The organism is Thermopirellula anaerolimosa, assembly GCF_054657335.1.
In genome coordinates, this window is sequence record NZ_BAAHYX010000006.1 from 476,133 (window position 1) to 501,297 (window position 25,165).

At 59.5% G+C, this 25,165-nt stretch carries 21 protein-coding genes; 13 read left to right on the top strand and 8 right to left on the bottom strand.

Annotated features, from left to right (window positions below; all coding sequences use genetic code 11):
* Positions 1-93: 93 nt before the first annotated feature.
* Together ACYQ6J_RS07955 and ACYQ6J_RS07960 are read left to right on the top strand one after the other, a co-directional pair.
* Positions 94-405: an acylphosphatase gene (locus tag ACYQ6J_RS07955; protein ID WP_460183649.1), complete on the top strand. Its 312-nt coding sequence runs from the start codon at positions 94-96 to the stop codon at positions 403-405.
* A 216-nt stretch (positions 406-621) separates the two neighbouring features.
* Positions 622-1,617, top strand: coding sequence for an ABC transporter permease (locus tag ACYQ6J_RS07960; RefSeq protein WP_460183650.1), 996 nt, complete (start codon positions 622-624; stop codon positions 1,615-1,617).
* 77 nt (positions 1,618-1,694) lie between these two features.
* Here the strand turns inward: ACYQ6J_RS07960 and ACYQ6J_RS07965 are convergent, their stop codons facing one another.
* The 7 genes from ACYQ6J_RS07965 to ACYQ6J_RS07995 form a co-directional block, all read right to left on the bottom strand.
* A complete protein-coding gene (locus ACYQ6J_RS07965; RefSeq protein WP_460183651.1) occupies positions 1,695-2,912 on the bottom strand; it encodes a serine hydrolase domain-containing protein in 1,218 nt (405 codons plus the stop codon).
* Positions 2,913-3,162: 250 nt separating this feature from the next.
* Positions 3,163-3,702 (bottom strand): 50S ribosomal protein L9, encoded by a 540-nt coding sequence (rplI, locus tag ACYQ6J_RS07970; protein ID WP_460183652.1) that lies wholly within the window; start codon positions 3,700-3,702, stop codon positions 3,163-3,165.
* Positions 3,703-3,841: 139 nt separating this feature from the next.
* On the bottom strand, positions 3,842-4,297 hold the full coding sequence (locus tag ACYQ6J_RS07975) for a single-stranded DNA-binding protein (protein WP_460183653.1): 456 nt from the start codon (positions 4,295-4,297) through the stop codon (positions 3,842-3,844).
* A gap of 127 nt (positions 4,298-4,424) precedes the next feature.
* Positions 4,425-4,835, bottom strand: a complete 411-nt coding sequence (rpsF, locus tag ACYQ6J_RS07980; protein WP_460183654.1) for a 30S ribosomal protein S6 — start codon at positions 4,833-4,835, stop codon at positions 4,425-4,427.
* A gap of 89 nt (positions 4,836-4,924) precedes the next feature.
* Positions 4,925-5,557 (bottom strand): aminoacyl-tRNA hydrolase, encoded by a 633-nt coding sequence (gene pth / locus ACYQ6J_RS07985; RefSeq protein WP_460183655.1) that lies wholly within the window; start codon positions 5,555-5,557, stop codon positions 4,925-4,927.
* 65 nt (positions 5,558-5,622) lie between these two features.
* Complete coding sequence (locus ACYQ6J_RS07990; RefSeq protein WP_460183656.1) at positions 5,623-6,252, bottom strand: 50S ribosomal protein L25; 630 nt, start codon at positions 6,250-6,252, stop codon at positions 5,623-5,625.
* A gap of 239 nt (positions 6,253-6,491) precedes the next feature.
* Positions 6,492-7,442, bottom strand: a complete 951-nt coding sequence (locus tag ACYQ6J_RS07995) for a ribose-phosphate diphosphokinase (RefSeq protein WP_460183657.1) — start codon at positions 7,440-7,442, stop codon at positions 6,492-6,494.
* 230 nt (positions 7,443-7,672) lie between these two features.
* Between ACYQ6J_RS07995 and ACYQ6J_RS08000 the strand changes: the two genes are divergently transcribed.
* From ACYQ6J_RS08000 to ACYQ6J_RS08035, 8 genes are all read left to right on the top strand, one after another.
* Positions 7,673-9,031, top strand: a complete 1,359-nt coding sequence (locus tag ACYQ6J_RS08000) for a leucine-rich repeat domain-containing protein (protein WP_460183658.1) — start codon at positions 7,673-7,675, stop codon at positions 9,029-9,031.
* A 462-nt stretch (positions 9,032-9,493) separates the two neighbouring features.
* Positions 9,494-10,600, top strand: a complete 1,107-nt coding sequence (locus tag ACYQ6J_RS08005) for a DUF1559 domain-containing protein (protein ID WP_460183659.1) — start codon at positions 9,494-9,496, stop codon at positions 10,598-10,600.
* Between the two features lie 114 nt (positions 10,601-10,714).
* Positions 10,715-11,068 carry a hypothetical protein gene (locus ACYQ6J_RS08010; RefSeq protein ID WP_460183660.1) on the top strand — a complete coding sequence of 118 codons (354 nt, stop codon included), beginning with the start codon at positions 10,715-10,717 and terminating at the stop codon, positions 11,066-11,068.
* 242 nt (positions 11,069-11,310) lie between these two features.
* Positions 11,311-12,747, top strand: coding sequence for a tetratricopeptide repeat protein (locus tag ACYQ6J_RS08015; protein ID WP_460183661.1), 1,437 nt, complete (start codon positions 11,311-11,313; stop codon positions 12,745-12,747).
* Position 12,748: 1 nt separating this feature from the next.
* The gene (locus ACYQ6J_RS08020; RefSeq protein ID WP_460183662.1) at positions 12,749-14,467 is read left to right on the top strand and encodes a CRTAC1 family protein; all 1,719 of its coding nucleotides are present in this window, start codon (positions 12,749-12,751) and stop codon (positions 14,465-14,467) included.
* Positions 14,468-14,511: 44 nt separating this feature from the next.
* Complete coding sequence (locus ACYQ6J_RS08025; RefSeq protein WP_460183663.1) at positions 14,512-16,245, top strand: CRTAC1 family protein; 1,734 nt, start codon at positions 14,512-14,514, stop codon at positions 16,243-16,245.
* Between the two features lie 116 nt (positions 16,246-16,361).
* Complete coding sequence (locus tag ACYQ6J_RS08030; RefSeq protein ID WP_460183664.1) at positions 16,362-17,651, top strand: tetratricopeptide repeat protein; 1,290 nt, start codon at positions 16,362-16,364, stop codon at positions 17,649-17,651.
* Positions 17,648-19,462 (top strand): CRTAC1 family protein, encoded by a 1,815-nt coding sequence (locus tag ACYQ6J_RS08035; RefSeq protein ID WP_460183665.1) that lies wholly within the window; start codon positions 17,648-17,650, stop codon positions 19,460-19,462. The genes ACYQ6J_RS08030 and ACYQ6J_RS08035 overlap by 4 nt, the downstream gene beginning before the upstream one ends.
* Before the next feature lie 64 nt (positions 19,463-19,526).
* Here the strand turns inward: ACYQ6J_RS08035 and ACYQ6J_RS08040 are convergent, their stop codons facing one another.
* Positions 19,527-20,786 (bottom strand): cellulase family glycosylhydrolase, encoded by a 1,260-nt coding sequence (locus ACYQ6J_RS08040; protein ID WP_460183666.1) that lies wholly within the window; start codon positions 20,784-20,786, stop codon positions 19,527-19,529.
* Between the two features lie 260 nt (positions 20,787-21,046).
* Between ACYQ6J_RS08040 and ACYQ6J_RS08045 the strand changes: the two genes are divergently transcribed.
* From ACYQ6J_RS08045 to ACYQ6J_RS08055, 3 genes are all read left to right on the top strand, one after another.
* Positions 21,047-22,015, top strand: a complete 969-nt coding sequence (locus tag ACYQ6J_RS08045) for a sugar phosphate isomerase/epimerase family protein (protein WP_460183667.1) — start codon at positions 21,047-21,049, stop codon at positions 22,013-22,015.
* A 281-nt stretch (positions 22,016-22,296) separates the two neighbouring features.
* Positions 22,297-23,661: an L-lactate MFS transporter gene (locus ACYQ6J_RS08050; RefSeq protein ID WP_460183668.1), complete on the top strand. Its 1,365-nt coding sequence runs from the start codon at positions 22,297-22,299 to the stop codon at positions 23,659-23,661.
* A gap of 122 nt (positions 23,662-23,783) precedes the next feature.
* Positions 23,784-25,106, top strand: a complete 1,323-nt coding sequence (locus ACYQ6J_RS08055; protein ID WP_460183669.1) for a Gfo/Idh/MocA family protein — start codon at positions 23,784-23,786, stop codon at positions 25,104-25,106.
* Positions 25,107-25,165 lie beyond the last annotated feature (59 nt).

The following is a 25,165-nucleotide window of genomic DNA, read 5'->3' on the forward strand; positions in this document are numbered from 1 at the left end:
GACGATTCCCCGTCGATGTTGCCGCCCACCCCCAAGGTGGCATAACTTGGACGCCCATCCAAGCAGGGGGATCAGCGATGTGGGAACGGGCACGTGAAAACTGATGGAGCGGGCGAGTGGAAAGGGAACGGTCGGATGGAAAGACGGGAAATCTACTACTCGGGGAGGGTACAGGGGGTAGGATTCCGTTACACGACGCTGCAAATTGCGTCAAGGTTCAATGTGACGGGCTTTGTGGAAAACCTGCCGGATGGTCGCGTTCATCTGGTCGCGGAAGGCCGGTCCGACGAATTGGACCACTTCACCCGCATGCTTGGGGAGCGATTGGAACTTTACATCTCGGCGACTCAGGAGACGCACGGCCCGGCGGCGGGAAATTTTTCCGGGTTTACCATTCGTGGCTAACCGAAAAATGCCCGTATCGGGTGGTGGGGGTGCCTATTCGATTGGCGTTTCCGCCCGTTTGAACCAAAATAGAGGGGATATCGTATTGGCCCAGTCGGCGGGGCGAACGTCTCGCGATTCGGATATCTTCAATGACTGGCGAGGTCGCCGCGATAATCTTGTTGGCGAAACAGACAGCGCCGTCAGAAAGGCATCAGGTTCGGAGCTTTGGCTTTTATGAACGCGTCGCAGATCGCTTCGGAATTTTGGCAACCGATTCTGGCGAGTTGGTTGGGGCGATTGGACACCCTGATCGCCATGCTTCCGGTCTGGATGAAGCCGCTTTGGATCGTTGCTTTGGGGTTACCCGCCGCTTTGGCGCTGATCGCCCTGGGCTTGCAAGCCCTGAGCCTCGTGGCCCCACGCATCACCGCAATCGCTCGGACTACCTCAAAGGAATCCACGTCCCAACCGCTTTTCTACGTACTTTTGGCGTTCGGAATCGTCGCCCTGCTGTTGTTTCCCGTTCTTCCGTTCAATACCTTCGGCGAGGATATCAAACTCGTCAAGGCCGACGGGCTTACTCTCATCAAGGTTCTGGCCGTGATCTTGGCGGTTTGGACGGCCAGTGTCTCCATCGCCGAAGAGATTGAGGGACGAACCGCGTTGACTCTGCTCTCCAAGCCGATTGCACGATGGCAGATGGTTGTCGGCAAGTTTCTCGGCGTCATGCTGCCGGTGATCCTGATGTTTCTTTTGCTCGGCTCGGTATTTCTGTGCAGCGTTTCCTTCAAGGTGAGTTACGATTCCCGCGAGACGTCGAGACCGGATCCGACCGTCCAAGAATGCCAAAATGAAATGTTGCAAACGACGCCGGGGTTGCTGCTGGCCTTCCTGGAGACCATGATCCTGGCCTCCGTGGCGACCGCAATCTCGACGCGTCTGCCTCTCTTGCCGAACTTGGTGATTTGCGCGACCGTTTACGCGTTGGGGCACCTTTTGCCCACTGTCGTGCAACAAACCGCCGACCGACTGGAATTCGTGGCATTCGCGGCCAAACTGTTGGCCGTCATCCTGCCGGGTTTGGATTACTTCAGCATCGAAACCCCGATTGCCACCGGGCAACCGGTACCGCCGGAGTACCTCGGCCTGAGTCTCTTATACAGCGGCATCTATATCGGTATGGCTTTGCTGCTGGCGCTGCTGCTTTTCGAGGAGCGCGATCTGGCGTAGCAGCAAATCGCCTTCGGGAAGGCCGGGGAGTCATTCCCTCCGGCCGAGTTTAGGCCGCCCCTTATCGGCCGTGCCGTCTATTCCAGGATCGCTTGTACGGCGATCTCTTGAAACGTCTTTCGCACGTCCGACTCGTCGGCGTTGGGAAGTCCCGCCCGCTGGATCAAAAGGATGAAGATCATTTCGCGCTGCGGATCGATCCACCCTTGAGTACCAAAGGCGCCGCCGTGACCGAAAGTACCGGGCGACAGCATTTGCGTGACGCCCTGGGGTTCGCGGACGATGCACCAACCCAGGCCCCATGCGTTTCCGGGAGTGAAGCCGACGGTGAATTCTCCGGTCTGAATTCGCAGCATTTCGGCAACAGCCTTGGACGAGAGAATCCTTGTCCCGCAAAGCTCGCCGCCGCTCAAGATCATTTGATAGAATCTCGCCAGATCGTTCGCCGTCGAGAATAGTCCCGCTGAGGGATTCGGCGCCCGGATTCCCGCATCATCCACAATCCACGAGGCAAATGGCTGGAGGGCATCTCCGCCGTCGGATTTCCGGTATACCTTGGCCGTGCGCTTCCGTTGCTCGGGAGTCGGCTGGAATGTCGTGTCATTCATTTGTAACGGCGTGAAGATGTTTTCCTGAAGGAACCGATCGAAGGGGCGACCGCTGACGACTTCCACAATGCGCCCGCAGACCGTCATGCCAGGACTGTAAGCCCAGCGTGTGCCAGGCTCGGAACTCAATCCGCCGGCGACGATGGCCGCCACCGTTTTCTCCAAGGTTTCCTCGGTCCGCTGACTGCCGCTGAATCCGGAGGTGTGAGAAAGCAAGTGCCGCACCGTGACCTGGTGCTCGGGTAGCTTCCCTCCAATTTTGAGATCAGCGAACTCCGGCAGATACTTTACGACCGGGTCGTCCAATGCGACTTTGCCCTGATCGACCAGAATCATCAGGGCGGTGGCGGAGATGGGCTTGGTCATGGACGCGATTCCGAACAGCGTATCCTTGGCCATGGGGATTTGTTGCTCGATGTCCGCCAGGCCGACGGCTTCATGGTGGACGATGCGGCCCTTACTCACCACCATCGTTACGGCGCCGCTAATCTCCTTTGCTTCAACGAACCGCTCCATCGCGGACGGAATTTTGGCGAGGGTAGCCGGATCCATGCCGACTTCGCGAGGATTACCCTCGGGGAGGCAACGCCCGCTCTCCGCGGCGTGCGAGACGCAGACGCCGACCGCCAAGAATACCGCAACGAAACTCAGTACTAAACGACCTCGCGTTCGTCGTGAGTGTTTCATCAGTTGGGACTCCGTATGCTCAGCGTGGTTTTGGAGAAACGTTCCTGACGCTCGGGAACCGTGATACCATGCTAATCGGCGGATTCAGCCGGGAAAAGAGCGCCTCGGGCGCCGGTGTCCCCGCCGAGACGAAATAGCCGGTCGAAGTTCAGGCGGCTGAAAACAACAAGGCGTGCCGATTGGCACGCCTTGTCAGTCGCTGACCGAAGTTTTGTGCGCAGCAACACGACCGCGGAACGGACGCCGCCGATCACCTTGCGGCTTTCTCGCCCTCGCTCGCCGCAGGGACGACCCAGACCTTGAGATCGGCGAATACCTCGCCGCCCAAGTGCACCTGGACGGTATACAATCCCAATTCCTTGAGCGGTCCTTGGAGACGCACTTGGTCGGGTACGATGTTGAGGTTTTCCCGTTTCAGCGCCTTGGAAATCTCGACCGGGCCGACTGATCCGTACAAATGCCCTTCGTCGTTGGCATTGGCCTCGATGGAGATGCTGACCTGCGAGATATTCTCGGCCAATTGCCGGAGATTGGCCAGCTTGGCTCGCTCCAGTTCCAACAACTTGGCCTTGTGTTTTTCGACCATCCTTCGATGATGGTCCGTCGCAACGGTGGCCAGCCCTTGGGGCAACAGGTAATTCACGGCATAACCGCGCTTGACTTCGACCACGTCGCCGGGTTTACCGAGGTGTTCCACGGTCCCCACCAACAACAGTTGCACTCCGCCGTGCGGGCCGCGCGGGAGGCCGCGGGAAGCATGTTTTCGTTTGTTCGATTTGGAAGCTGCCATGAGTCCGCCTCAGTCCTGTTTTTCTCTTCAGATTAGCTCTTTTCAGCCTCATCGCTCATCGCGGCGATGTGCTTCCGCATTGCCAAAGCTCAGCACGGCCGCCGATTGGAGCGTCATGAAATCGTCGTCCGGATGTCGATCAGAACGGCACGTCGTCGTCCGGGGGGATATCAGCGGGGGGCATATCGTCCGCAGCGGAATTGCCGCCGCCTGCCGCCGGACGTCGTTGCCGTGTCCCGCCGCTTGGGGCCGCATCGCCTGATCCACGCGAGCCCAACATCTGCATCCGCTCTCCCACCACCCGGAGTCGGGACCGCTTTTGCCCTTCCTGGGACTCCCAGGTGTCGAGACGCAACCGGCCTTCGATCAAAATGGGCGAACCTTTGGTAAGATACTCGCCCGCGACTTCAGCGGTCCGGCCCCACAGCGTCACGTCCACATACACGACCTCGTCGATCCACTCGCCGGACGCGTTCTTGCGCCGCTCGTTCACGGCGATCCCAACGTCGCAAACCGCCGTGCCTTGGGGCGTATATCGAACCTCCGGATCCCGGGTCAGATTCCCTAACAAGATGACGCGATTGTAACTTGCCATGAATCCTCCCCCAGCACCGGATGGACGTGTTTCTCAATCAATACCTTGTGATAACCCACCGATGCATGCGGTCAGGGGCGGCGAGGTGCCGCGCTCGGCTCGGTCTGCCGATCCGAGCCCCGCCGGATCAATTCTCGGCGTCGGCGTCCACCACCGCTTCCACGCTATCCTCGGATTCTTCGCCCGTGTCCGCGCCGGCGCGCGACGAAATCAACCCGCCTCGCGCATGCTCCACCAGCATGTCGATAATGCGAGGATCGATCCGCACGTGCATATAGCGGAGGATATTATCCGCGTGTTGGAAACGAGCGCGAACCTCGTCCAGTCGCGGGCCTTCGAGCTTGAAGTACACCAACCAGTACGTACCTTTCCGCTGTTTCTTAATGGGGTACGCGAGTCGTCGCTCTTCCCACATGCGGCTTACGAGTACCTCGCCGCCCGCGTCGGTAATGGCGTCGGTGATTTGTCGCACCGTACCGTCCGGATCCCGAGCGAATTTCCCGGAATCCAAGATGTAGAGCCCTTCGTAGTAATTCAAAATGGCGCTCCTTAAACGACCGGATGCACGGTAACCGTTTCCTCGGCATCCGCCCAAGCTGATCGACTTGGCAGGGTACGGTCGAACCTCTAATTATAGCGGTTCATACATGCGTCGATACCCTGCGTGACCCAAACCGCCACCGCGTCGCACGCCCTGGTCACGGCCTCACGGATGACTTCTCGCTCTTCCGCCGAAAACCGCATCAGCACAAATTCGGCTGCATCCAGGCCCTGCGGCGGCGAACCAATCCCCACCCGCAATCGCGGAAAATTCTCCGTACCCAAGCTACGAATAATATCTTCCAGGCCCTTGTGCCCGCCGGAAGAACCCTTAGGCCGCACCCGAATTTTCCCCAGGGGGAGGCTCAAGTCGTCGCACACCACCAGCAAATCTTCCGGACCGAGCTTGAAAAAACCGCAAGCTTCCGCCACGCTTCTGCCGCTGCGATTCATGTATGTCGTGGGACTCAGCAGCAGGACTCGGGCCCCGCTTAAAGTTACATCGACCGTTTCCCCGGCGAAACGATTTCGAGGTTTGCCGGCATCGTATCTCCGCGCCAACTCGGCAAGGACGTCATAGCCGACGTTATGACGAGTCCCTCGGTATTTCGCACCGGGATTGCCGAGACCGACCACCAACTTCACCGGCGAATCGCCTTCAGGTTGCCATCCGGTACCGGCAAGCCGCTGGATCAGCCTCGACCACCATGCCCGCAGCACCGAGGAGTCCTCGACTTATGCCCCTGTAACGAAATACCTTTCGTTGATTTGCGCGATCAAACCCGTTATTCCACCGATTCTTCCTCTTCCTTCTTTCGCCGAATCACCTCCGGTTCCACTTCCGTCGACGTCGTCCCTTCCGCGGTGGGTTCCTCTTCTTCCACCGCCACGCGGCATTCGACCACGACCATGGATGGATCAAGCTGGGTCGTCGCGCCTTCCGGCAACTTAAGGTCGGCGACGGTCAATTGCTGATTCAACCCCAGGCTGCCGATGCCGACGTGAACCACCTCGGGCAATCTATCGACGTCGCACTCGATTTCGAGCGAGTGAAGATGTTGTACCACGACACCGCCTTCTTTGATGCCCGGTGCTTCACCGCGAAGTTCTAACGCAACCTGAGCTTGGACGCGTTCGTGCGCCGAAACCCGTGTCAAATCGACATGGAGGATGTACTTTCCCCACGTATCGCGTTGCAATTCCTTGATGAAGGCGTTTTGTTGCACCGCCCCGGTCAAACGAACGACCCGGATTCCATGACGCACGGCGTTTGCAACCGCGTCCGAGGGCAAAAGTAGGCAGACGGTTTCCTGCTTGTGGCCGTAGAGCACCGCCGGCAGTTTTCCCGCCGCTCGCAGACGGCGATTGCTGCGTTTCCCACCCGGTTGCCTTAGTTCTGCAACGATTTCTTCCATTTCCGCAGGACCCTTCCACCAGTGTATCGCGGGCGACGCCCACCTTTGGGTGTGCTTTCCAGTCAGATCGGGAACCCTTGATTTTCAACAAAACGGCGGAAATTTCAAGGGCGGGTGAGACGAAGTCGTCCGGCGTGCTTGAGGCACCCGAATAGTCGTGAACGCAAAGACAATCACCGGTCGATCGAATTCGAAAACCGATGATCCCGTTGCCATTCCATACTCTGAAATCAATCGGTCTACCGGTACATGCCGAACAGGCGACTGACGGACTCGTTGCGATGAATTCGTTTGACGGCCTCTCCAAGCAACTCCGAGACGGTCAGCACGCAAATGTTCGGAAGCTGTCGCCCGGATGAAAGCGGAATGGTATCGGTCACGACGATCCGCTCCGCCGGCGCCGTGCTCAATCGCTCCAAACACGGCCCGCAAAAGACCGCATGCGTGGCCGCCAAATAAACGGCTTTGGCGCCGGCTTGCTTGACCATCCTGGCGGCCCCGGTGATGGATCCGCCCGTACTGATCATGTCGTCGAACAAAAGCGCCGTCTTTCCCTGAACCGATTCCCCAATCAGGTGGGCCTGCGTGGTGGATGCACCCTCACGACGCTTGTCCACGATGGCAAGCTTGCCCCCAAAAATAGGGAGGTGGATTAGGGTGCGTTTGATGCTTCCCTCGTCCGGGCTGACCACGACGATGTCGTCCAGCGGGATACCCAAGTTCAGAAAATAGTTGTCCAAGACCGGTGCCGCATAAAGGTGATCGACCGGAATGTCGAAAAAACCTTGAATTTGCGGGGCGTGGAGATCCATCGTCAGAATTCTGTCGGCGCCCGCTCGGGTAATGAGATTCGCCACCAATTTCGCGGTGATGGGGACGCGTCCCTCATCCTTGCGGTCTTGCCGGGCGTATCCAAAGTAGGGAATGACGGCCGTGATTCGGCCGGCGCTTGCGCGTTTGAAGCTGTCGATCATGATCAACAGCTCCATTAGATTTTCGTTGACCGGCGGGCAGGTCGACTGAACGATAAAGATGTCGCGACCTCGGACGTCCTCCTCGATCTTGACGGAGATTTCTCCATCGGCGAAATTGCCGAGGGCGATTCGTCCAAGGGGTAGTCCTAGGTACTGAGCGACCTTCTCAGCTAGTTCGCGATTGGATCGTCCGCTGAAAACCTTGATTTCGTACATGGTTCGCGTCTCTTCGCTGCGGCCGAATCGTCCGAGGGCGATAACACGTCTATCTTCGTATCGCTATTCCCTAATCGCCAGGGGGATTGTCTCGATTCACGACTCCCGCGATCTTCTGCTCGCCTATTCCCCGCCCGTGAAAGTGAAGGATGATAAACTGATGGAATGCGGTCTCGGAGGGATCGATCGCGGCCAATACCCGTTTTGATGTCCGTGCCGGAGGCCTTGGCATGAGTTTCCCCCGGTTGTTTGGGTTATGGATCGGCATTGCGGCGGGGTTCGCGATTTCGCCGCCTGTTTCTGTGCATCTCTGCGCCGAAGTCGTTGGAGAATCCGCTAAGGTCGCGGGGCCCGGCGGATCCAACACAGCTTTGCAACCCCCGGTTCAGTCCGACGCCGGCGAATTGGCCAAGCCGGGGGAAGGCAACAGTCTACCTTCGACACAAAACATCACGCCCTCTCTTGTCCTCGAGATACTCGCGGCGGAAGAGAGACCGATCGCCGAGTTTCTTCAGAAGAAAGGCGCGATTCTGGGGGTGGATCGACCAACCAAGCCCGCCCGAGTGGAAGTAGTCGATTTGTCGGGTTGCCGCATTACCGATTCCGACATTGCGGAGATGCATCGTTTGAAGGCGGTCAAATTCCTTATCTTGGACGACACGCCCGTGACCGATGTCGCCATGGCTTATGCGGCGGGAATAGAGAGCCTGGAGCGCATCAGCGTCAACGGAACTGCCGTGACGGGCGCCGGATTGGCCGTCCTCGGCGACTTGCCGCACTTGAAGGGCATCTCGGCGGCGGGGACGCGTGTTACCGATGCCGCCATGCCGTCGATTGCCGTCATCCCGAATTTGGAGGAACTGACGATTGCTGGGACGGCGGTCACCGATCAGGGGTTGAGCGAATTGGCCGCCGCGAAGTCCCTCCGCTATCTGGACGTGAAGTTCACTCGGATCGGCGACATCGGCCTGGATGCCTTGAGTGCCCTGCCCGAGCTTCGTTATCTCAATTTGCTAGGGACCCGGGTGACGGACCAGGGCGTGGCTTCCGCGGCGAAAAACGTGTCCTTAGAAGAGCTTTATCTGCCGGAGTGGATTACCGACGCCGGTCTGGCCCATGTTGCGGGGATGTCGGCGCTTCGATACTTGGGGATTCCCGGAACCGCAATATCCGATGGCGGTCTGGCAGCCCTGGGTTCACTAAAAAAGCTGCAAGGCTTGAACATGGCGAAGACTCAGGTCACCGATTCCGGCTTGGAATCCTTGGCGGGCCTGTCAGAGATGCAATATCTCGATGTGAGCGGGACCCTAATTACCGACGCGGCGGCGACGACGCTTCGGCGCTTCTCGAAGTTGCAGCTCTTGAATGTGAGCGGAACGAAAGTAGGCGATGGGATGCTTCGAGAATTGCGGGATTTGCAGGACTTGCAGAATCTGGGGTTGGAAGATACTTTAGTAAGCGACGCCGGTCTGGATGCGATCGCTGCGATGGCCGGGCTTCGTGTGGTGGGTTTAAGCCGCAGTCGCGTGACGCCGGAAGGCGTGCAGCGATTACAGTCGCAAAAGCCTGATTTGAAAGTTATCTACTAGGTAATGCTTGGCCGATGTAGGAGTTCATTTGTTTTCGCATACTTCGCGCCGAGTTGTAGCTGGGGTTACAACATAATAGCTCCCGCAAAATGCGGCGTTCTTTAAGGGGCTGAAGCTTTTGGGGTGTGAGGCACAATTCCTTCAGCGGTCAAACTCTTGAGAGGTTGGTCGCGGGTTGCGGCTTCGAGCACGGAAGCGAACCCCCCGTATGGTGGAGAATTGGCCCACAATCGGGACCCGAAATGTTGGGAGAGAAATATCTGCTTTACCGAGTTGCAATTTCGTTGACACGGAATTTCGAAAAGCTATCATACAGAGGAGACCCTCTGACGGGGAATCTGAGACACATGCGTGGGGCAAAATGGGGCTTGTCGGTGTGGATATGGCCTGCAACTGCGTCGGCTTGGGTTGCGGGCGAAGAGTTGATGTCTTTTCCAGTCGTTTCTCGAAAGGAGTGAAGTTATGACAGCCTTGGCCGTCGTCGCACGATGGCGCAAACGGGCGTTCACCTTGGTGGAACTGCTCGTAGTGATTGCCATCATTGGTATCTTGATCGCATTGCTGCTCCCTGCGGTGCAAGCGGCGCGGGAGGCGGCACGCCGCAGCCAGTGTTTGAACAACCTCAAGCAATTCGCACTAGCGGTGCAAAATTACCATGACGTGTACCGGGTGTTTCCGCGGCAAGGGTATGTTTACTGGGTCCCGAACTTCGGCGTCAACGCCGACCCTTGGCGGATTTGGCAGGGGTTCAGTGTGCACACCATGATCCTGCCCTTCATCGAACAACGCTCCCTCTACGATCAAACCATGGCGGAGGCGCGAGCCCGCCGCGCGACCGGTGCGGAAGCCAACTGGTACGACACCTCGGATCCTCTCCGCAAGACGGTGATCAACGCCTACCTCTGCCCCTCGGATATGAAGGCCCCGCAGACCGGTTGGTTGAACGGTCCCGGTTGCAATTACGCGGTGAATAGCGGTCCCTGGCTCATCTGGTGGGATCACGACAACCGTTGCCCCGGAGCGATCAAGCCGCAGAGCGAGACCTCGATGGCCGATATGATCGACGGCACCTCGAACACCATCTTGGCGTCTGAAGTGCTAAAAGGGGACGACAATGGTTCGCAGTATCTGCCGGGCGAACCGGTCGCTAATCAGATCCCTAGTTGGTTCAATCATGGCGATCCGAACACGTTCCTCTCGCCGCTGATCACCGGGCAAAACCCGCAGACGATCATCGACGCCCTGAATTCGTGGGGCGTGCAGTGCGAGGCGGGCAAGGGCAGTCACCTCAGCAACAACGGTTGGAACTGGATGGGCGCGAACTACACGCAGACGGTGTTCAACACCGTCGTTCCGCCCAACTGGCGGTACCCGACTTGCATCGCCGAAGGTCCTCCGGGCATGGCCTCGGACCGCGACGGTCTGTATCCTGCTCGAAGCTATCACCCGGGCGGTTGCAATCACGCCATGGTGGACGGTTCGGTGCGGTTCATCTCCGCCACGATGGACATCCAGACCTACTGGGCCTTGGGTAGCCGAAACGGTCGTGAACCGATCTCGAATCAATAGGATTCGGTGAGGCTTGTTATTTGAAATCGGAGGCGCGGGCACGAAGAGGTCGTCGTGCCTGCGCCGTTTTCCATTGCCGTTGTACGACCAAGGATCAGCTAAGGGGAATCGGTCATGATGGCGCACTGCAAGAGGCTCGTGGGTTCGTTGTTGATGGTCGCAGTCGTTTTGGCGGTCGGTTGTAGCAAAGGTGAGGCCGTAAAGCCGGTGGAACGGAACCCAAAGGAGGAGTTGACAAAGATTCTCCAGGACGTATCCGCCGGAAAGATGCAGCAATTGGGAAGTGCGTTCGGGCAAGTGATGAACTTGGTTGAAGAAATCAAGAAGACCGACGCGGCCCTGGGGGCCTCGTTGGAGGAAGACGGCAAGAAGCTCATGAGCGGTTCCGACCCCGCCGGGGCCAAGGGCGTTGCCGAGCGAATGCTCCAGAAGCTTGGGGCCGGCCCTGCTCCCGCCGCCGGACCGTGACACGATCTTTGATGCCGCCGCGGCGCAGACGTGCGATAGCATCGCGGCGGTCTATCGAGTCAAGCCCATGCCGTGCCGAATTGTGCGAACGCGGCATGGGCTTTTTGCGTAGTTCGCGTCAGGGATCATCGACGGCGGCGATTCGGCCGGGTCTTACTCTCCGTATCCCAAGTCGCGCGCCGTCTTCCGAAGAAGTTGAGGGAGCCATGCCATCTTTTCAGGCGGATTCCCACGAGTCGTCCATGCCAAAACCGGCAAACGACGGCGGTGATGCGTCGTCAATCGGGCCCGAGTCGTCGAAGACAGCAACGACAGGAGAGGATGCGCGAAGGTCGGCCGGCATAAACCAATCGCTCCGCTACAGCCGGGTCGTCGCGCTGGCCGGGGCCGTGGTTCTCTTTGCCGCAGCGGGCCTGGCGATCTGGTTGAATCGGCCGCGTCCGAAACCATTGGAAGAGGTGGCCGCCAAAGCCGAACCGGAAACCGCTGCGCTCATTCTGGAAACGTCGCACTTGGTGGAAGATACGTTGGCTTTGTTTCCCAATGATGTCTACGCATGGGACTTGGCCGGGCGGATGTATAGTCGTTTCGGAAAGACCGAGCAGGCGCGGCTTTGTTGGGAGAAATGTCTGGAGTTGGATGAAAATTTCGTTCCAGCGCACCAGGCGTTGGGGGTGGCGGCACTGGAATCGGGCGATTTGAAGGCGGCGGCGGAACACTACCGCAAGGCGTGGCGTTTGTCGCCCGAGTCTTCCGTCTATCCCACCCAATTGGCCGAGGTCTTGATTCAAGACGGCCAACTCGCCGCGGCAAGGGATGTGTTGCGGGAAGCCCTGCGGCGGCATCCGCGGGCCGTGGCCATGCGGGCGTTGCTCGGCCAGGCCTTGGTTCAGCTTCGAGAAGACGCCGAAGCGGTGGAGCACCTTTCGCTGGTGGTTCGGATGAATCCCGAGTACACCAACGGTTACTATCCTTTGGCGACGGCGCTGGATCGTCTGGGGCGGAGGGAAGAGGCCGCCGAGATGCGGCGTCTGTTTCAGGAACGCAAGCGGCAGGATGAGTTACGACATCGAGAACAGCTCAAGGACGCGGACATGCAGGCGGAGGCGGTGCGCGTTTCGGTCGCTCAAGCGTATGTTTCGGCCGCCAAGATTCACATTTCCGCGGGAGATACTCCGACGGCGGAGCAATACTTGACGAGGGCCGTGGAACTGGCGCCGCAATTTACCGAGGCTGCGCTTTTGATGGCGTGGTTGAAGAATCGGATGGGCGACCGCGCGGCGGCGCGCGCAAGGGTCGAGCGGCTTTTGGAATCGCAACCGGCGCACCTGGAAACGATCATGCAGGCGGCGAAGCTGTTTGCCGAGTGGCAGGATTATGACAGGGCGGAAGCCCTGTACCGCCAGGCGATCGAATTGACGCCGTATGAGGCGGGCGGCTATCTGGCCTTGGCGGATTTGTACGTTTCGACCGGGAAGCGTCCATTCGATGCCCAGGTCTTGGCGTTGAAGGCCGTTGCACGAGAACCCGCCGCAGCGTGCTTCGCTCTGCTGATTTCGGCGGCACAGCGAAACGGTGACCTGATCACCGCAGCGGCAGCGGCTCGGGAGGCCGTCCGACTCGAACCCGATAACCCGAATTATCAGCAAATCGCAAAAGCGTTGGGCGTTCAACCGTAAGATGTTTCGACGTTGGATCGTCACGGGCTGTATTGTGGCGGCGGCCGCACTAGCTGCGGTGTGGCTGCTTTTGCGCCGTGATTCGCCGAAGACCGAGCCTGAAGAGGCACTGGTCTTTCGCGACGTCACCTCTCAGACCGGCATTCGCTTCGTTCATACCGACGGCGGCAGCGGGCAACGGTATATCGTGGAGACGGTTTCCGCCGGGCTGGCGGTTTTCGATTACGACGGCGACGGCGATCTCGATGTCTACTTTCTGAACGGCGCGCCGTTGAGAGGAACGGCGGTGGATACACCGCCGAAAAACGCGCTTTATCGTAACGACGGCGACTGGCGGTTTACCGATGTCACGGACCGGGCCGGCGTGGGGGATACCGGCTACGGATTGGGCGTGACCGTGGGCGACTACAACAACGACGGTCTTTCCGATCTCTACGTGAACAACGACGGCCCCAACGTGCTGTATCGTAACAACGGTGACGGCACGTTTGCCGACGTTACCGAGGAGGCGGGAGTGGGGGCGGGAAATCGGATGGGGGCGGGGGCCGCCTTCCTGGACTACGATCTCGACGGGGATCTCGATCTTTACGTCGCCAATTACGTCCGGTTCAGTTACGATCAGCACCGCGTGCATGTCGTCAAAGGCTATCCCATGTATGCCGGGCCTCGCGACTATGCACCGGAACCCGACATCCTCTACCGTAACAACGGCGACGGTACGTTTACCGACGTCAGCCTGGAGAGCGGGATCGGGCGTTCGGCGGGATCGGGCATGGGGATGGTCTGTTGCGACTACGATGACGACGGAGATACCGACGTCTTCGTGCTGAACGACGTCTCCGGCAATTTCCTATTTCGTAATGACGGGGACGGAACGTTTTCGGAGGTCGGATTAGAGGCCGGTTTCGCTTACAATGGGAGCGGCGATGAGACTGGCAGCATGGGCATCGATTGCGGCGACTACGACAACGACGGTTGGCTCGACCTTTTCATGACCTGTTATCAGGCGGAGTTGCCGGTCCTGTACCACAACCTTCGAAACGGTTCATTCGAAGACACCACGGTCATCACCGGAGCGGGCAGCGGCAGCCTTCCTTATGTCAATTGGGGAACCGGGTTGATCGACTTCGACAACGACGGTTGGCGGGATATCTTTATTTGCCAGGGGCATTTGCAGGACAATATCGATCTTTACGACGATACCACCGCGTACGAAGTGCAAAACTCCGTGTTGAGGAATCGCGGCGACGGTACCTTCGAGGATATCTCGCGCCGCTGCGGCGACGGTTTGGCCCCCAAGTACAGCAGTCGCGGAGCAGCGTTTGGGGACCTGGACGGCGACGGGGACATGGATGTGGCGGTCCTCAATTCTCGAAAGCCGCCCACCCTGATTCGCAACGATCAGAAGACCGGCCGCCATTGGGTACAGTTGCGTCTGCGGGGAACGACGGCCGGCCGCGACGCGGTCGGCGCAAAGGTCACGCTGATAGCCGGCGACTTGCGACTCACCGACGAGGTCCACGCGGGCCGCGGTTACCAGAGCTATTGGGGGCCGTGGGTCCATTTCGGCCTCGATCGGCGTCCAAAGATCGACCGAATCGAGATTCGCTGGCCGCAACGCGATCATAAAGTGGACACCTGGACGGATCTTCCGGCCGATCGCTTTATCATGCTGACGGAAGGAGACCCGACTCCCGTCGTTCGAGCCAAACCATTCTGAGCACGTGTCCGGCGCCGAACTTTGTTGATACCTGCGAGGGTCGAGTGGCGAACTGGCAAAGCAGGTTACGAACCATGATTTCGGCGATGGCGGTCATGCTCGTCATCGTCGGGGGATGTCGCAGACCCACCGGTGATTTGAAGGCGACCGGACCGATCGCGTTGGAAGACGTGTCGGATCGCGTGGGCATCTCGTTCCGTCACACCGACGGCAGCAGCGGGCGCCGCTATATTCTGGAACCGATGAGCGCGGGCTTGGCCTTGTTCGATTATGACGGCGACGGTCGCATCGATATCTATTTTTTGAACGGGGCCCCGCTGCCCGGTTACGAGTCTTCGACGCCGCCTCGCAACGCTCTGTGGCGGAACAACGGCGACGGGACGTTCACCGACGTTACGAACCGGGCCGGTGTGGGCGATACCGGCTTTGGGCTGGGCGTGGCCGTTGCGGACTATGACAACGACGGACATCCCGATCTCTTCCTCAACAATTACGGTCGCAATGTGCTTTATCACAACAAAGGCGACGGAACCTTCGAGGATGTGACGGACAGAGTCGGCGTGGCCGGTCGGGACGATAGCGTGGGTGCAGGCGCTCTATTTCTGGACATCGAGGGAGACGGTGATCTCGATCTGTACGTCGGCAATTACCTGCGGTTCGAACCCAGCATGAACGTGGAACGGATGGTGGACGGCATGCGGCATTATCCGTCGCCTCGCGACTATCTGCCCATTCCCGACAGTCTGTTTCGAAACGACGGAAACGGCAGGTTTACGGACGTCAGCGAGGAGTCGGGTATCGCCTCGGTGGCGGGAACGGCAATGGGAATGATCGCCGCAGACGTGGACGACGACGGCGACACCGACGTCTTCGTGCTGAATGACGTGGCGGAGAACTTTCTGTTCATGAACGACGGTCGGGGGCGGTTCCAGGAGCGGGCGGTGGAGGCGGGTCTGGCTTACAATGCTCAGGGGGAGGAAAACGCCAGCATGGGAGTCGACGCCGCCGATTATGATCACGACGGATGGCTCGATTTCTACATGACGGCTTACGAAGACGAGCTGACGATCCTCTATAGGAACTTGGGCGGCGGTTTTTTCGAGGATGTCACGCGATTGACGGACGCCGGTCAGGGCACGTATTTCCATGTCAATTGGGGCGTCTGTTGGGCGGACTTCGATCAGGACGGCAATCCCGATGTTTTCGTCGCCAACGGCCACACGGAGGACAATGCGGAATTGCGGCGTACCGCAACCGCTTGGCGCGTGGCCAATCTCTTGCTTCGCAACACCGGCGATGGTAAGTTCGTGGATGTCTCGTCGCAGGCCGGCAGCGGAATGCGACCGGTCTTCGCTAGTCGCGGTGCGGGCGTCGCCGACTTGGACAACGACGGCGATTTGGATCTTGTCATCCTCAACTCACGTGAGGCCCCGACGATCGTTCGGAACGACACTCGAAATGACAATCACTGGGTGCAAATCATCCTCGAAGGGACTACGGCGAATCGTGACGGAGTCGGCTCGCACGTAAAGGTGTTTACCGGCGACTTGGTTCAATTGCAGGAGCGTCACGCGGGTCGCGGATATCAGAGTCATTGGGGAGATCGACTACACTTCGGCTTGGGAAAACATACGAAGATCGACCGCGTCGAAGTCCGGTGGATGGGGGGGACAACGGAAACGTATCACGATCTGCCGGTGGACCGGTTCATCCTCTTGAGGCAAGGTTCGGGCAAGTATCAGGTCCTGGATCTGCCGAAGGGGCGCTTGGGCCGATGATGCGGGGCTTTTGGAACGGGACAACAAGGGAATAAGGGAATAGAGTGCGAGGCAACAAATAAACGGATAAGGCGATGTAAACGAAAGCGGTGCGCGTTTTGGCAGGGGCTGCTGCCATGCGAAGCGTCCAACGGCTTCTCTTGTTCAAGTCCCCGGCTCGGCTCTCGCTGATCGGGGGCGTTCTTGTAATCACGGTACTAGCCGGCTTGCTCGGGCATTATCGGGTGGGCCTTCTTACCTTTCGCAATCCTGTCGCGGAGCACGCTCCCGCTTCGAAGGCCTCCGCGGTGGATGGCTTACGCGCCGTCGAAATGTTGAAGGAATTGCCCGACGAATCCGCAACGGTTCCCCGAAGCGCGGGCGATGTTCGCGAGGAAATGCGACGCTTGGCCGAGTGGCTGAAGCGTTGGTATCCCGACGCCGCCGACGCCGGCATTATCAGCGGTCGTTTGTGCTATCATTTGGGCGAGATGGATGCCGCGGAGGAGGCATTTCAGAGCGTGTTGAGGTTGGATTCCGATAACGTCCACGCCCATCACGGGCTGGCGTTGATCGACGTAGCACGCAGCCGTTTTGAGCAGGCCGTACCGCATTTTCGGCGAGCGGTCGCGCTCTCACCGGGCACCATCGGGCCGATGTTGGAACTGGCGGACGCGTTGATACGGACCGGGCGGATCGATGAGGCCGTGGAGTTGCTGGAAAAGGATTTTCCAAGCGAACTCGAGTCCGTGTGGCGATTCCAAATGTTGGGACAATGCTACCTGCATCGCGGGGATTTGCGGCGCGCCAGGATGATGTATGAGTTGGCGCTGCTTTTGGAACCGGATGATCCCGTCGCGCTGACCGGTTTGGTGACGGTCTTCTCCCGTTTGGACGATGACGAGCAGACCGCGATATATACCGAGCGTTTGCGCCGAGTTCGTGAACGGGAGCGGGAGGCCGCCCGGCAAACGCGGCGAACACACGACGATGCCACCGCTCTTGCCGGCAAGTTGGCCGAGGCTTACGGTGCGGCGGGACGGTTCTGCCTCGTTCAAGGCGATGATAAGCCGGCGGAGCGATTGCTCCTGAGAGCCCTCGGTTTACGTCCGGACGATGGGGAGACGCATCGCGATCTCGCCGAATTGTTTCTGAATCGCGGCGACCGGCGAAATGAGGCCGTGGTTCATGCGGAGGCCGCCGCATCCGCCCTGCGCGACGCAACGACGAACCTCCTTTTGGCTCGCGCCTATGATGCGGCCGGGCGTTCTCAAGAGGCGCTGGAGGCGGTTCGCCGGGCCTTGGCCGGCGGAGAACGTCGGGCGGATGCGCTTGCCCTTTATCGCCGGTTGACCGAAAGCCGTCCGCAAGACGCACCGGGCAATCGCTACTCTGAGGTCTCGGCCGGTTTCTCCGAGCGACCATGAATCTCCCCCTTCGCTTCCCAACGACGATTGCGCTCGGATTGGTGCTTGCCGTCTTGGCGGCGTGGTACGCATGGCACGGCATCTCGCAACGCAATCGAGACGCGGCCGATCGCCGGGCAATCGCTTCGAAGAAGGCGTCCGAGCATCTTGCCGCGAAAGGCGATGAGGCCTCGTCCGCGAAGGAGGCGTCACCGTCGGAAAGAGGCATATCGGCTTCGTCGCCGTTCCACTTCGTGGATGTCACGACGGAGGCGGGGATCGACTTTCGCCATACCGACGGCAGCAGTGGGCGTCGGTATGTCATCGAGCCGATGTCCGCCGGCCTACTGATCTTCGACTACGATAAAGACACGTACGAGGACATTTACTTTCTTAACGGCACACCCTTGCCCGGCAGCGAAGACCGGGAGACGCCGCGAAATCGATTGTATCGAAACTTGGGTGATTGGAAGTTCGTCGACGTGACCGAGGCTGCGGGGGTCGGCGATTCGGGCTACGGACTGGGAGTGGCCGCCGCCGACTTCGATAACGACGGCTTTGAGGACGTGTACGTGAACAATTTCGGCCCGAACGTTTTCTATCGTAACAGGGGTGATGGAACCTTTGTTGAGGCGGCCCAAGAGTGCGGTGTTCGCGGCGGTGATGCGATGGGGGCCGGCGTCTGTTTTTTGGACGCCGACCGCGACGGGTGGGTCGATTTGTACGTGGGGAACTACATCGATTATTCGTTCGACCAACACGTCGCGCGGTCCATCAACGGAGTCCCATCCTACCCCGGGCCGCTCGATTATCAGCCGATTCCCGATACCTTCTATCACAACGAAGGCGACGGCACGTTCCGCGATGCGAGCGAGTCTTCGGGCATTGGGGAGTTAGCGGGGACGTGCATGGGGCTGGTGGCGAGCGACTTCGATAACGACGGCGACACCGACATCTTCGTTTGCAACGACGTCAAGGAGAATTTCCTCTGGATTAATGATGGAACCGGACGTTTCGAAGAGAATGCCATTGTTCGCGGCGTTGCCTACGATGCCTTCGGGGCGCCTCAGGCCAGCATGGGGGCGGATAGCGGCGATCTTGACAACGACGGCCTAGCGGACATCTTTATGACGTCGTACCAGAACGAAACCGTCACCTTCTACCGAAACCTGGGAAACTTTTTCGAGGACGCGACTCCCACCAGTGGAGCCGGCGTCAGTTCGTATTCTTTTGTGACCTGGGGCGTCGTCATCGCCGATTTCGACAACGACGGTTTCCGCGACGTTTTCATTGCGTGCGGCCACCTGGACGACAACGTGGAACTTCGTGACCGTACGACCTCGTATTGGGCCAAGAATATCCTCCTCAAGAACCTCGGCAATGGGAAATTCGAGGATGTCAGCGAACGAAGCGGTCCGGGGCTTCAGGTGCGATTGAGTAGTCGCGGGGCCGTCGCCGGAGACCTGGACAATGACGGGGACCTCGATATCGTCGTGCTCAATTCTCGCATGCCGGCCACCGTCTTGCGCAACGATACGCCGTCGCGGAATCATTGGTTGCAGGTGCTGCTGGAAGGCCGTACGGCCAACCGTAGCGCCATTGGAGCGAGCGTGGATATTACCGCCGGGGATTTGCGAACCCGGGATGAGGTCCGCAGCGGGCGCGGCTATCAAAGCGACTGGGGACGGCGGTTGCACTTCGGCCTAGGTTCCCGGTCGATGGTGGATCGCGTCGAGGTGCGTTGGCCGAGCGGCAATCGGGACGTACTGGAAAACGTACCGGCCGACCGATTGATTTACATTGTCGAAGGGCAAGCCCCGGCGAGCGAGTAGCAGTTGGTCCGCGAGGCGCGCGTCGCTCTTCTTCGGATTGAAAACTCCGGAGTCGGGCACGCTCTCAAGGCTGGGCCAGGTAATAGGTGGGAGTGTCGCCAAGCTCCAGCGTTACGGCCGAACCGGATGCTTCGAGACCGGTCGTTTCTTCGCCGAGGTAGTTCAGCGCGCGATACTTGCCGGTGGGAATTTGCACCGTGACGCGCACCGTCCGCCCGTCGGTTTGACTCCATGCGGCAAGGGCGGGGCGACCGTCCTTTTCGAAAAGCAGGACGTGGCAGTCCGCCGCCTGCTCACCGCCGACCTCCAAGCGTTTTACAAATCGGTAGCCGGACAGCGCTCGATTGAGTGCCTGTGCCGCGAGATAGGCGGGCTTGGGATCGTAAACGGGATCTCGGCCGTCATGGTACGGGAAGGCCGTCATGCCGAAATGATGCTCCGGTTCCTTCGGGTCGGGCCCGTCGTCGTGCCAATCGTACCAGATTGATACCGGGATGCCTTCCGCCAGGTTGGTCAGCCATTGGCGAGGAAGGTATTTACCCTGACGCTGCTCGTCGTAGTTCTTCCATGCCGCCGAGTATCCCCACTCTCCCGAAATGATGGGAATCCTCTTTCCGGTCGGCGCGTACTTCGCGATCAACTCTCGCAACTTTTGATACTCGGGAATCACGGTCTCCGGGACGGTTTGGCGATAGGGGTGGACCGATACGGCGTCCCAGTATTCCAGCAGGCCGGCCTTGAAGCAATCCTCGAGGAATTCCAAGTCGATCTGGGACGTGGCCGGTCCGATGTAGATCTCGGCGGGGGCTTCGCGGCGAATCGCTTTCCCCACCTCGAGGGCCAGTGCCGCGTAATCCGCTACATTGGGTCTGGGTTTCCAGAAACCGATGTTGGGTTCGTTATACATTTCCCAGAGAATGCCGCGACCCTGAAAATGCTTTGCCGCGGCGGCGGCCCAGCGTGCGAATGCCTGCCGTCCTTCTTCCGAGTGCGGAGAGAGTCCGTCGTCGTAGTGCCGATTCGAATAATCCAAAATGAGCAGGGCCCGAATTCCATGCTTTTCCAGATCGCTTAACAAATGATCGTAGGCCGAAAAATCGTACACGCCCTTTTCTCGTTCCGTGCCGCCCCACGCGAAATCCATGCGGATCCACCGCATCCCGGAAGCGGCCAGCATTTCCATTTCGCCCGGTCTGGCATGCGTAAAGTGAATGTTGGCACCGAAACCGTCGGGAACCACCGCGGCGGGCCATTGGACTTCCGCCGACAGGACGGTGCCGGCAAACAGGAACAATCCGGCCGCAAAGATCGTTGATATCCTCATGCCATGGGCCTTTCTCTGCGAGTGGAGCTTGCGGTGGGGAAGGGGAGCCTTGTTAAATCTTGCCGGAAGGAGGGAAATTCCGGCGGCATCTTGTTACCGATTATGACCGAGCTTTATATTGGCGGCAAGTCGGCGACCGCGAAATCCGCGCGACGTAGGCCGGTCGTCGTCGAACCAGGTGCGACGGCGGATTGTTGGTGTTAGCATCGTGGAAGTAATTTTAAGCCGGGCTTCACTCCAGCCCCTGGGAGGTCGATCAAATGCTTCTCGACGGTCATGCATCACGACGTTGTTTCTTGGGCGGCCTGGGGGCGACCTCCGCCGCGGTCTTGTTGTCGGACTTGCTCGCTTGGGGAAAGGCCCTCGGTGCAACGGCAGGTGAAGACGGCCTTCATGTTGCCGCGAACGCCTATCCGTGGTACACGTACTATCGCCGCGAAAACCGCGACTTCAACGCCGACCTGGATGCCGGTTTGGCCGATGTGGCTGCCGCCGGTCTGCAAGGGTTCGAGGCCCTGCTTGGATCGCCTGATGACGTGGATCGCTACGCGCCGCTCCTCAAAAAGCACGGCTTGGAAATGCGGTCGTTCTACATCAGCGTGCCGCTGTACGACAAGGAGACGGTTAACGCCTCGATTGACGGTGTTTTGGCGACCGCAGACAAAGCCAAGGCGGAACTGAATTCCCGAATCGTGGTCATCAATCCCGCCCCGCTGTCCTGGAATCGGGAAGCGGGCCCGGCGGACAAGACGGATGAACAACTCGAGGTGCAGGCGGACGCCTTGAATCGGCTGGGTGCCTCCTTGCGGGAGCGAGGCATGGTGCTTGCATTGCACAACCACGACATGGAACTGCGCAACGCCGCGCGCGAATTTCAGCACATGATGCTGGCCACCGATCCGAATAACCTCACGCTTTGCCTCGATGCGCACTGGATGTATCGCGGTTCGGGCAACTCGCAAGTATTTCTTTTCGATATTGTGAAGTTGTACGGTAAGCGCGTGAGCGAGATTCATTTCCGCCAATCCCAAGACGGCGTGTGGACGGAAGTATTCGGGCCCGGGGACATCGATTACGCGCGTCTGGCTCGGGAATTGAGCGACATGGGCGTTCGGCCGCATCTCGTGCTCGAACAAGCCGCCGAGTCTGGGACCCCGCACACCATGGACGGCGTGGCGGCCCATCGACAAGGGCGGAAGTACGTGGTCGAACTATTCGGCCGGGCATAGCCGGAGGCCGAAGAAACCGGCGGAGAAGATTCGTCGGCGGGACTGCCCACAAGAGGATTTGTGTGGCATGTAACGCTGCTATAATAGGCATCCATCGCGCCCGGGACCGGGCGCTGCGGTGTTGTGATCGTTGTGGCGGGATGCTCGCGCGCAGACAAAGGGGTTTCCGCGGGCGACGAGGCTCAGCGTTCGGCATGACGCCGACCGCCGCGTCTTATCCCGTCGGCGACGATGGTCGGCGTGAAGTTCCTTTTCCCATCGCTTCCGGGAGGACCCAGATCGTGTCAAAGCCGGTGATGAGTCGCTGGTGGGTGGTGCTCGGCGCCATCCTCATCCAGTTGTGCTTGGGTGTCATTTACGCCTGGAGCGTGTTTACCAAGGCGCTGACCGAGGAACCGTTCGGTTTTCTCAAAACGCAAACTCAGGTCATCTTCAGCGTGGGCTTGGCCACCTTCGCCGTGGTGACGGTCATCTCGGGACGACTTCAAGGCAAGATTCCCCCCAGAATCATGGCCCTGGCCGGCGGACTTGTCTTGGGGGCAGGCTACATTGCGGCTTACTTCATGGGAGCAAGCTACGGAGGCTTGGTTCTTACGATCGGATTGGTGGGCGGGGCCGGAATCGGGTTGGCATACACCGTACCGATCGCCGTCGGCGTGCGATGGTTTCCGGATAAGAAAGGCTTGCTCACCGGTCTCGCCGTGGCGGGCTTCGGGTTCGGAGCTTTGCTCTGGATCTACTTGGCCGGCAGTTTCGGCGGTTGGATCGCCAAGTTCGGCGTTTCCGGGACGTTTTTGATGTTCGGCGTGCTTTTCATTCTTTTGGTGGGCACGGGGGCGATCTGGATGGTCAATCCGCCGGAGGGATATGTACCTTCCGGTTGGAATCCGGAAGCGGCAAAGGCTGGGCGACACGCGGCGGCCAAGGGACACGATTTCTCCAGCTTCCAGATGTTGCGGACTCCCCAGTTTTATCAGTTGTGGGTCATGTTCGCCGCGGGGGCGATGGCGGGGCTCATGGTCATCGGCTGTATCAAACTCTTCGGCACGGAAAGACTGCTTGAGCATTTTCACGCGACTGGGATGGATGACGCCGACGCCGTCGCCAAGGCCGCCGCTACCACCGAGCTGGCGATGGCCGTGTTTTTCGCGATAGCGAACGGGTTGGGCCGGATCGTCTGGGGAATCATCTCCGACGTCATCGGGCGAAAGGCGTCCTTGGGGATCATGCTCTTTCTTCAAGCCGCCGTGATGGCTTCGTTCTATTGGTTGGCCGCTTCGCCGACGGTTTTTTGCGTGGCGGCGGCCTTGATCGGCTTCAATTTCGGCGGCAACTTCGCCTTGTTCCCCGCCGCGACCGCGGACTTGTTCGGTAATAGGAACGTCGGCGCCAATTACGGTTGGGTGTTCACCTCGTACGGTTTGGGGGGGATTGTCGGGCCGATCCTCGGCGGTTGGTTCGGCGATTTCGCGAAGAATAGCGGCAGTCTGACGGCGTGGCTGGTACCGTTTCTCGTTGCAGCGGGCGCGTGCTTGCTTGCCGCTTTTCTGGCGGCTATGCTGAAGTCGCCGAAAGCGGCGTCGCAAGCCGTGGAAACCGCCGCAGCAGTTCTCCCGGAACGCCGCGAGTCCGTTTCCGTCAAGTAGTTACCGTTCGGTCTGCACGTGGTCGTTTTCAGGCTCCGCGGACCGATGGACAGGTCCGGAAGGGGCGCTGTTTGGTTCTGCGCGACCATTTTTTTGCTACCAATGACGAGGAGAATCCTTCCATGGAAAACGCTGCTTCCCAAGGTCGAGTTCCCAACCGACGTCACTTTCTTCAGGCCGCTGCCGCCGCCGGGACCGCGGCGGCGCTGCCGCTGGCACGCTCCGCCCACGCCGCGGGTAGCGATGTTATCAAGATCGCCCTGAGCGGTTGCGGGGGTAGGGGCACGGGCGCTTTGGCGGATGCGCTATCGAACAGTGTGGGCGCGAACGTGCAACTGATCGCCCTGCACGATGCGTTCGGCGAGCGGATCGAGAATTGCTTGCGGGCCATCGCCGCGCGGTTTCCCGACAAGGTGGACGTACCGCCGGAGCGTCGTTTCACCGACCTCGACGGCTATCAACGGCTTACCGAAACGGGTGCCGACATCATCATGGATTGCAGCCCACCGGGCTTCCGGCCCATGCATTTCGAGCATTACGTGAAAGCCGGCAAGCACGTCTTCATGGAAAAGCCGCTGGCGGTCGACGCGCCCGGCTATCGTCGCATTTTGGCAGCCAACGAGCAGGCCAAGGCCAAGGGGTTGCGTGTGGCGGTCGGCCATCATCTACGCCACGAATTGAAGCACAAGGAGATGATCAGCCGCATTTGGAACGGCGAGATCGGCAAGATCACTCATCTGCGGGTCTATTTCAACTCCAGCGGTGTTTGGGTTCGACCTCGCAAGCCGGATCAGACCGAGATGCAGTATCAGGTCAACAACTGGTACTACTTCACGTGGTTGAGCGGCGACCACATCGTCGAGCAGCACGTCCATGACCTGGACGTGATGAATTGGATGATGGGAAACCGCCATCCGGTTGCGGCGCAGGGGATGGGCGGACGCCAATTCCGCATCGGCAAAGACTACGGTGATATCTTCGACCATCATGCCGTCGAGTTCACGTACGAGGACGGCACGAAGGGGTTCAGTTATTGCCGACACATTCCCGGGTGCTGGGATAGCTTCTCCGAACACGCCCACGGCACCAAAGGGTACGTCAGCATCGAAGGGCACGGTCACGCCATCATCCAGGTGGAAGGCCGGGATCCTGTGCGAGTGGAGCGCGGACCGGACGGCCACGGTCTGGAATGGAACGACCTGCTCAAGGCCCACCTCAACGGCGACGCCTACAACGAGGTGGATAATACCGTCCAGGGCACGATGACGGCGATCTTGGGGCGTATGGCCACGTATTCGGGCCAAATCGTCACCTGGGACGAGGCGGTAGCTTCGCAACTGGATCTGTCTCCCAGCGGTTATAGCTGGGATGCCGAACCGCAACCGAAACCCGGACCGGACGGGATCTATCCCTGTGCGATGCCGGGCCAAACCAAAGCCTATTGATTACCTCGACGGGCCTGCCGAACAACGCGGCTCCTAATTCGGCGGTGAAGATTTTAGAC

Coding starts and splice junctions, on each gene's coding strand:
- ACYQ6J_RS07960 (WP_460183650.1), top strand. CDS start 622: ATGAACGCGTCGCAGATCGCTTCGGAATTTTGGCAACCGATTCTGGCG.
- ACYQ6J_RS07965 (WP_460183651.1), bottom strand. CDS start 2,912: ATGAAACACTCACGACGAACGCGAGGTCGTTTAGTACTGAGTTTCGTT.
- rplI (WP_460183652.1), bottom strand. CDS start 3,702: ATGGCAGCTTCCAAATCGAACAAACGAAAACATGCTTCCCGCGGCCTC.
- ACYQ6J_RS07975 (WP_460183653.1), bottom strand. CDS start 4,297: ATGGCAAGTTACAATCGCGTCATCTTGTTAGGGAATCTGACCCGGGAT.
- ACYQ6J_RS07990 (WP_460183656.1), bottom strand. CDS start 6,252: ATGGAAGAAATCGTTGCAGAACTAAGGCAACCGGGTGGGAAACGCAGC.
- ACYQ6J_RS07995 (WP_460183657.1), bottom strand. CDS start 7,442: ATGTACGAAATCAAGGTTTTCAGCGGACGATCCAATCGCGAACTAGCT.
- ACYQ6J_RS08000 (WP_460183658.1), top strand. CDS start 7,673: ATGAGTTTCCCCCGGTTGTTTGGGTTATGGATCGGCATTGCGGCGGGG.
- ACYQ6J_RS08005 (WP_460183659.1), top strand. CDS start 9,494: ATGACAGCCTTGGCCGTCGTCGCACGATGGCGCAAACGGGCGTTCACC.
- ACYQ6J_RS08010 (WP_460183660.1), top strand. CDS start 10,715: ATGATGGCGCACTGCAAGAGGCTCGTGGGTTCGTTGTTGATGGTCGCA.
- ACYQ6J_RS08015 (WP_460183661.1), top strand. CDS start 11,311: ATGCCAAAACCGGCAAACGACGGCGGTGATGCGTCGTCAATCGGGCCC.
- ACYQ6J_RS08020 (WP_460183662.1), top strand. CDS start 12,749: ATGTTTCGACGTTGGATCGTCACGGGCTGTATTGTGGCGGCGGCCGCA.
- ACYQ6J_RS08030 (WP_460183664.1), top strand. CDS start 16,362: ATGCGAAGCGTCCAACGGCTTCTCTTGTTCAAGTCCCCGGCTCGGCTC.
- ACYQ6J_RS08035 (WP_460183665.1), top strand. CDS start 17,648: ATGAATCTCCCCCTTCGCTTCCCAACGACGATTGCGCTCGGATTGGTG.
- ACYQ6J_RS08040 (WP_460183666.1), bottom strand. CDS start 20,786: ATGAGGATATCAACGATCTTTGCGGCCGGATTGTTCCTGTTTGCCGGC.
- ACYQ6J_RS08045 (WP_460183667.1), top strand. CDS start 21,047: ATGCTTCTCGACGGTCATGCATCACGACGTTGTTTCTTGGGCGGCCTG.
- ACYQ6J_RS08055 (WP_460183669.1), top strand. CDS start 23,784: ATGGAAAACGCTGCTTCCCAAGGTCGAGTTCCCAACCGACGTCACTTT.